Annotated in this window: 1 protein-coding gene; it reads left to right on the top strand. The window is 71.4% G+C overall.

Annotation, left to right across the window (positions count from 1 at the left end; all coding sequences use genetic code 11):
• The coding region (locus EOA28_RS38465; RefSeq protein ID WP_348633459.1) for a winged helix-turn-helix domain-containing protein at positions 1-391 on the top strand (391 nt) is incomplete at both ends.

Raw genomic sequence — 391 nt, 5'->3', positions numbered from 1 at the left:
AGTTGGAGAAGGATGGCGTCGCGCGCCGGATCATCGCGGCGATCAAGGCGCAGGTGCACAGCGGCGCCTATCGGCCTGGCGACCGCCTGCCGTCGACGCGGGTCTTTGCCGCCGAATGGGGCGCCTCACGCACCACGGTGACGGCCGCCTATAGCCAGCTCGACGCCGAAGGCTATCTGATCATCCGGCCGGGAGCACGCGCGATCGTGGCCTCGGGGCTGGAGGCGCCGTCGATGGAGACGCCCCTCGAGGCCGCTCAGCCCCGCAACCTGTCGGCATTCGCCCGCCGCCTCGTGGCCCTGCCTGCGCCGGCGGAAATGCAGCCGGCCAAGCTTGCCGATTTCCGCTATGGCGACCTGTCCGGGGCGGACTTCCCGGTGCTGGCCTGGCG

Origin of the sequence: Mesorhizobium sp. M2A.F.Ca.ET.067.02.1.1 (assembly GCF_004023285.1) — a bacterium.
Classification (GTDB): Bacteria; Pseudomonadota; Alphaproteobacteria; order Rhizobiales; family Rhizobiaceae; genus Mesorhizobium.
The sequence above is the reverse complement of the archived record's forward strand: the minus strand, read 5'-3'. Positions and strand labels throughout refer to the sequence as shown.